This is a genomic window from Catenulispora pinisilvae, assembly GCF_015356865.1.
Classification (GTDB): Bacteria; Actinomycetota; Actinomycetes; order Streptomycetales; family Catenulisporaceae; genus Catenulispora; species Catenulispora pinisilvae.
In genome coordinates, this window is sequence record NZ_JAAFZA010000380.1 from 1 (window position 1) to 6,879 (window position 6,879).

At 71.7% G+C, this 6,879-nt stretch carries 7 protein-coding genes; 2 read left to right on the forward strand and 5 right to left on the reverse strand.

Going from position 1 to position 6,879, the window contains the following annotated elements:
* On the reverse strand, positions 1-1,587 hold a 1,587-nt coding region (locus IZR01_RS53910; protein WP_194927650.1), incomplete at its 3' end, for a chaplin.
* Between the two features lie 272 nt (positions 1,588-1,859).
* On the opposite strand from IZR01_RS53910, the gene IZR01_RS47125 reads away from it, so the two are divergent.
* Entirely contained in the window at positions 1,860-2,711 is an 852-nt protein-coding gene (locus IZR01_RS47125; protein ID WP_194899978.1) for an SCO6745 family protein, read from the forward strand.
* A gap of 328 nt (positions 2,712-3,039) precedes the next feature.
* On the opposite strand, the gene IZR01_RS47130 is transcribed toward IZR01_RS47125, so the two are convergent.
* A complete protein-coding gene (locus IZR01_RS47130; RefSeq protein ID WP_194898808.1) occupies positions 3,040-3,735 on the reverse strand; it encodes a DUF4262 domain-containing protein in 696 nt (231 codons plus the stop codon).
* A 252-nt stretch (positions 3,736-3,987) separates the two neighbouring features.
* Positions 3,988-4,611, reverse strand: a complete 624-nt coding sequence (locus IZR01_RS47135) for a TetR/AcrR family transcriptional regulator (RefSeq protein WP_194927651.1) — start codon at positions 4,609-4,611, stop codon at positions 3,988-3,990.
* Between the two features lie 82 nt (positions 4,612-4,693).
* Between IZR01_RS47135 and IZR01_RS47140 the strand changes: the two genes are divergently transcribed.
* Positions 4,694-5,740, forward strand: a complete 1,047-nt coding sequence (locus IZR01_RS47140; protein WP_194927652.1) for an alpha/beta fold hydrolase — start codon at positions 4,694-4,696, stop codon at positions 5,738-5,740.
* 160 nt (positions 5,741-5,900) lie between these two features.
* On the opposite strand, the gene IZR01_RS47145 is transcribed toward IZR01_RS47140, so the two are convergent.
* Complete coding sequence (locus IZR01_RS47145; RefSeq protein WP_194898805.1) at positions 5,901-6,140, reverse strand: helix-turn-helix domain-containing protein; 240 nt, start codon at positions 6,138-6,140, stop codon at positions 5,901-5,903.
* A 376-nt stretch (positions 6,141-6,516) separates the two neighbouring features.
* A partial coding sequence (locus tag IZR01_RS47150; RefSeq protein ID WP_194927653.1) for a hypothetical protein occupies positions 6,517-6,879 on the reverse strand: 363 nt, incomplete at its 5' end.

Genomic DNA, 6,879 nt, shown 5'->3' on the forward strand with positions numbered 1-6,879 from the left:
CACCGGGCCGGTGGTGCACCTGTTGTCCTCGGTCCCGCTGTTGGCCAGTCCGGCGCCGATGGTGTCGCCGCAGATCTGCACCGGCGCGTTCACGCTGCCCTGCGCGACGGTGCCCGTGACGATCCCGGTCTCGCCGGTGGTGGAGGCGATGGATGTGGTGCTCGCGGCGCCGGTGTTGGCGCAGCTGTTGTCTTCGGCGGTGTCGTGGTAGCCGCCGACGGCCGCTACCACCCCGCACACCTCGGTCGGGATGTCGATCGGCAGCTGCGCGACGTTGCCGGTGGCCAGACCGTTGTTGCCGACGGCCCGGCCGGTGGCGGCGGCGCCGCCCGCGGTGTGGTTCACGCAGTGGTTGTCCAGCGCGGAGTTGAACGCGCCGATCACGCTCACCGAGTCGCCGCAGGCGTTGATCGGAGCCTCGATCGGCACCTGCAGGACGTTGCCGGTGACCGCGCCGGAGGAGTTCGCGGTGACCGCGTTCGCGCCGGCGCCTGCGCGCGGGCCCATCCCCGGCTCCGGCAGGTCCTGGGTGCGCGAGCGGGCGCTCATCGGCTCGTCGCCGTGGTCGTGACCGTCGCCGTATCCGCCGTTGGCGCACTTGTTGCCGGCGGCGGTGTCGTAGACGCCGACCACGTTCGCGGTGATCCCGCACAGGTTCAGCGGGGCGTCCACCGGCACCTGGACGACGTTCCCGCTCACCAGGCCGGGCGAGTCCGACGCCACAGCCTTGGCGGTCGAGAAGTCCTGCCCGCCGCGGTTGGCGCACAGGATGTCCTCGGCCGAGTCGTGCCCGCCGACCGCGGTCACGGTGTCGCCGCAGATGTTCGTCGGCAGCGAGACCGGCACCTGCACGATGTTGTTGGACAGTGCCCCCGGGGAGCCGTGCGCCACGGCGGACGCCGCGCTGTTCGGCCCGCCGGCCATGCCCGGACCGTTCACGCAGTGGTCGTCGGCGGCTTGGTCGCCGCCGCCGAGCACGGTCACGACCAGGCCGCAGAGGTTGATGGGCGCGTCGACCGGCACCTCGATGGTGTTGCCGGCCAGCAGGCCGCCGCCGCCCAGGTCCGAACCCAAGGCCTCGGCCCCGGCGGACTCGTGGTGGAACGGCGGGTACTGCATGCTGTTGTGCGCCAGAGCCGGGGTGAGGGCGTCGTGGTGCGCCGCCGCGCCGTGGTGGGCCGCGGGGGCGTGGTGCGGCGCCGGAGCGTGGTGGGGTGCGCCCTGGTGGTGCGCGGCGGGCGCGTGGTGCGCTGCCGGGGTGTGGTGCGCGGCGGGCGTGTGGTGCGCCGCGCTGTCGTGGTGGGGCGCCGCCGGGTGGTGCGCAGCGACGGCGTGGTGCGGCGCGGCGCCGTGCTCCTCGTGGGCCTTCTGAGCCTTGTGCCGCCCTGCGTACTGCGTGACCTGCTCGCTGCTGACCGGAATGGCCGCGTGGTGTGAAGAGCTGCCCGTTGGCTGGCTCTTCTTCCCAGCGTGCTCCGGGTTCTCGGGGTGCGGGGACACCGCCGAGACCGCGGGTGCGGCTCCAGTGATCAGCAGGCCGCCGGTCGCGACCGCGAGCGCGAGCCCGCGCTTGGTCACGTCGTGCATGCCTGTCCTCATTTTCTTCACGGGGGGTTCGGGTGAACCGGGAGATGCAGATGCGGCGGGCCGATGCTGGCGACACCGGGCCCGCGGCGAGCCGATGAGGCCCGTCCACCGCGACAACGGCCCTGGCTCCGCCGCGTCACGCCGCCGTGCTCCGTGCGGATGAATAGTCGTTCTGTGTGATCTATCGCGCAGGGCTGAGGTAACGCGCAGGTCAGCGCAGTAGTGCGACTCGGTTTGTAAGCCCGTGTGGCTGAGCGGGAGAATCAGGCCTCATGACGGCTGATCCGACTATCGATCCGGCGGCGATCCGCGAGCTGGCGCTGAGCACCGCGGTTGAAGCCAAGGGCGCTCTCTCGTCCCTCGGCGGCGACTACATGTCTTCCCAGGCGGCCCGTACCGCTGCCAAGGACCTGGGGATGAAGGGCTGGCCGTTCTACTTCGGCGGCCGGGTCGGGGTCCTGGGCCCGGTCTCCCCGGAGGTGGTGCACGCGGTCGTCGGCTTCTTCCCGCTCGACCTGGCGATGCAGAGCTGGGCCACGGCCCGCGACCCGAAGCAGAGCCCCCCGCTGGACCGCGTGGTGGACCGCTACCGCGATGTGCAGCGGCTGTGGGCCGACGAGTTCCTGACCGCGTTCCCCGAGGACGAGGCCCACGAGCTGGCCGACATGCTCCGCGAGATCGCCACCACCTCCGAGACCGGCCTGTCCCCGCTGGCCGCGGCCTGGGGCGCGATGCCCGAGCCGGCCCCGGCCCGGCACCGGGTGGTGCACTGGTCGATGGTGATGCGCGAACAACGCGGCGGCCTGCACATCGCGGCCGTGCAGATGGCCGGCCTGGACCCCCTGGAGGCGATCGTCACCGGCCCGCTCGGCGAGGCCGGCGCGAAGTTCTTCCGCTGGCCGGCGCCCTACCCGCATCCGGACGACGCGACGCTGCTGTTCCGCGAGCAGGCCGAGGAGATCACCGACGAGCTGGCCTCACGCGGCTACCGCGGCCTGTCCCGGGCACAGGCGGAGCGACTGCTGACGCTGCTGGCGCGGGCGGCCGAGCTGGCCGTCGGGGGCGGTGGGCTGGCCACGACGCTGGCTGAGCGTGAGACGCGGGACGCCGCGGCGCAGGCTTGAGGCTGAGGTGATGCCGGGCCGCGGCGTTGGCTGAGTGCGAGGCGAGGGGCGCTGCGGCGACGGCTTGAGGTGATGCCGGGCGGCAGCGCTGGCCAAGCGTGAGGTGCTAGCCGCTGCGGCGACGGTTTGCGGTTGAGGTTGATGCCGGGCCGCCCTGACTAGTTCGGGGCGGTTCCGGAGCAGGTCTGGGCCATCCTGGGGAGATTCGGGCGGCTCCAGTCGGAACCGAGCGCGGCTCGGCCTGCCTCAGCGCAACCCAGTGCCTAATCGGTGCGCGCCGCACCCAGTGCCTGTCGGTCCGCCTTAGCCGAGTGCCCCTCAGAGCCCCTCAGCGCGGGTTCTGCCAGGGCCCATCCGGGTGCAGCTCCGGCGGCAGCCACAGCTGCGGCTGCACCGTCCGGCACCGCAGCCCGCACCCGGGCTGCCACGGGAACAGCCCGTGGCTGTCCGGCCAGACCAGCTGCACGAACGGCGGCACCGCGCCCCGGTAGAACCCGACCGCGAACCCGAAAAGCGTCGGGTACCACCCCGGGTGCACCCGCTTGGCGACCACCGGCTGGGCGTCCAGCACCCCGTCGATCTCGATGTCGTACCCGAACGGCTTGTTGTCCCGGATCAGCCGCCCGGCCCGGTTCACCCGCTGCTGCATGTCCGGCAGCAGCAGGCCGAACAGCGACACCTCGGGGGCGCGGTAGCTGTGCCAGAGCCCGACCGAGAACGCCCATCCGGGGGTCCTGGTGCCGGGCATGATGCCGATCGAGGTCCAGCCGGTGCGCCGCACGTGCGCGGCCGCCTCGCCGAACCACCCGGGAACCAGCGCGCGGACGGCGTCGTCCTCCTCGTCGGCCAGTCCGTCGTCCTCGGCGAACGACTCGTTCTCGGCCGCGGTGAGGGTCTGGCTGACGGCGGTCTCGCTGTCGCAGATCACGCAATGGCACGGCGGGATGTCGGCCGTCACGCGACGCCGGTCTTCGTGTTCGCCCGTCGGTTCCGCAGGACCGCCGTGGCCAGGACTCTCCGCCATGGTGTTCACGATATGCGATGAGTGCATGAGAGTACCTATCCAGGACGCCCGGAGTTCACCTTTCGGACGAAAGGGTCTCCTACGGTGTCCGACCGGTCACGCAGGGCGTATCCTCGCGCCTTTGGGTAGCGGAGACGTCACGCTCCGCCGAGCCGGCGCCGCCCACAAGCCCATCGTCATCCCGATTGCAGCTTCCACTACATCCCCTGCCGCGGCCGAGAGCTACACACAAGCCCTGGATCCCTTACAACTTCAGGGGTTCGCCGAAGTCTCGACCTCAGCGAACCCCGGCCAGAACGCATCGGCCAGCAGCACCGCCGTCTCCCGCGGCCCGGTCCCGGACCCGTCCCGCAGCCGCCACCGCGCCACCCGCTCGCTGGCCCCGACCAGGCCGTGCGCCAGCACCGCGACCCGGGTCGGGGAGGCGTCGGCCAGCCAGCGGCCGAGCACGTCCTCCAGCAGTCGGGTCTGCTGGCCGCGGATGGCCTCGATCGCCTCCTCGGCCGGACCGGCCACGATCACCGACTCGTTCAACAACACGGCCCAGGCCCGGCCGTGCCGGTCGGCGAAGTCGAAGTACGCCTCCAGGCCGGCCTCCAGCACGGCGCGCGGACCGCCCGCCTCGGCCGCCGCCATCGCACCGAGTGTCGTGCTGTGCAGATCCGCACGGATCCGCGCCACGCACGCCAGCAGCAGCCCTTCCTTCGACGTGAAGTACTCGTACAACATCGGCTTGGAGACCCCGACGCGCAGCGACACCTCGTCCATGGACGTGTTCTGGAACCCGCGCTCGGCGAAGACCTCCTCGGCGGCGGCCAGGATCTGTTGCTCGCGCTCGGCGCGGGGCACACGCTTGCGGCGCGGGGCGTCGGTCATGGCCCCGGACTCTATCGACTTCTCTACCTACTCTCAGTAGGCTACCCGCCGGTAGGTTGTCGCCGAGCAGGGGCAGGGGAGCATGGCCGATCAGCGATTCCACACCGTCGTCGCCTTCGACGGCGCCGAGTTGCACGTCGAGGAAGACGGTCCCGCGGACGCGCCGGTCACCGTCGTGCTGGCCCACGGCTGGACCCTGTCCACCCGCGCCTGGCGGGCCCAGGCCGAGGCGCTGGCCGCGGCCGGGGACGTCCGGGTCCTGCGCTACGACCAGCGCGGCCACGGCTCCTCGACGCCGGGCGAGGCGTGGCTGGAAGGCGTCACCGGCGCCGCCGCGCAGCGCTTCGGCCCCGGCCCCTCGGTGGACCAACTGGGCCGCGATCTGGCCGCGGTCCTGGACCAACTCGTGCCGACCGGCCCGGTGGTCCTCGCCGGCCACTCGATGGGCGGGATGACCATCATGGCGCTGGCCGACCAACGGCCGGATCTGTTCGCCGGCTCGGTGTCTGGCGGCAAGGGGTCTGGCGGCAACGTGTCTGATGGCAAGCTGTCTGATGGCAAGGTGTCCGGCGGCAAGGTGTCCGGCGTCCTGCTGACCAACACCTCCAGCGGCGGCCTGTCCCGGATCACCCTCGGCTTCCCCGAACTGATCGCCAAACCGGTCCGCAACTCCATCGTCAACACCCTGCGACGCATCGCCGCCAACCCCGGCAAGGCGGACGCCGTCCGGGCCAAGCAGGCGACCGGCTCGCGAGCCGCGGTCGTGCAGACCCGCTGGCTGCTGTTCGGCCGGCGCGCGCCGCGAGCGGTGGTCGTGGAGTGCAACGAGATCCTGAAGACCTGCTCCAGCGCCACGCTGGCCGGTTTCTTCCCGGCACTGATGGTCCACGACAAGCGCGCGGCACTGAAGAATCTGGCCGGCGTCCACGTGGAGGTCGTCGCCGCCACCCGCGACCGGCTGACGCCGCTCGCGCACGCCCGCCGGATGGCTGACGCGATCCCTGGTGCCCGGCTGACGGTCGCGCCGGGAGCCGGGCACATGGTGCCGATGGAACGGCCGCAGGTCCTCACCGCGTTGCTCACGAAGCTGATCGCTTCGGCGCGGACTCGGTCGGACAGCGCGGCGTGAATTCCTGCGCGGTGCAGGACTATCGCTCCCGGTGCGGTGCGCGAACCGTACTAACGGAAAGGTATTAGCGCTTACCGCGCGTACCGACGCACACCGCCCAGAAGACGCCTATCGCCTCAGAACCGCATGGGCCGCCTCGCGGCGGCCCCGCGGCGCGGAATCAGGCCGCGGCCCGCTCCCCGGTCGTCACCAGCACCGCCAGCACCGTCCGCGAAGGGATCGAGAGCTTGGCGAAGATGCGCGACAGGTGCGCCTCGACGGTCTTGGTGGACAGGCCCAGAGCGCGGGCGATCTGACGGTTGGTCCGGCCGTCCCGCACGAGGCGGGCGATCTCCATCTCGCGCGCCGTGAGGCGGTCGAGCGAGGCGGTGCGCTGGCTTCCGACGGTTGTGGTGCTCATTGGTGGTTCCCCCCTGTTGTGATGAGAAATGCTGGCGCTCGCCGGGCCCGGACGGCCGGTTCAAGGCCGGTCGGGACGCCGTCGGCGCCGTGTTCACCGTCCGCGTGGTGCCTGCGGGCGGCGTGGGGCGTGGCCCAGGGGGAGGTGGCTTGGCGGTCGGCGATCGTCGGTCGGGACGCCTCAGCGACCCCGTCCGACCCCGTGCGCGCGGAACCGCGCGGCGTGCCTGGCTGAACCCGCACACCGATTCCGGCGACCCGATCGACCAACTCCGACACAAGCGTCGGCAGGCCAATTCCCCCATCCTGGCCCATGCACTGAACTATAGGGTGGTGCATTCCGGCGCGATAGGGGTTCTCCCATATTCAGCCGTGGTTCAGCACGGCGAGCTGGCGTACGCCACCGACGAGTCCGCCCCGGAAGCGCTTGCCACCGCGTCGATGTACGGAGCCGAGCCGGCCGAGCACACGCCGTGCACATCGACTCCCGGATCGAGGTCGTACGACGTCTTCCCGGACAGCGTGAACGACTGGCTCTGCGCGCCGACCGAACCCGGTGAGTCCCCGGACGCCGAGCCGGCGAAGGTGACGGTCACCGTGACGCTCCCGGTCCCCCTCGTGGTCACATGGACGTGCGCGACGTAGTTGAAACCACCGCTCTGGTCCGCGCTCAGCGAGGACACACTCAGGGAGCTGACACCGCCGGACGGCGGCGGGGGCTGCTGGTGCGAGGTCTGCAC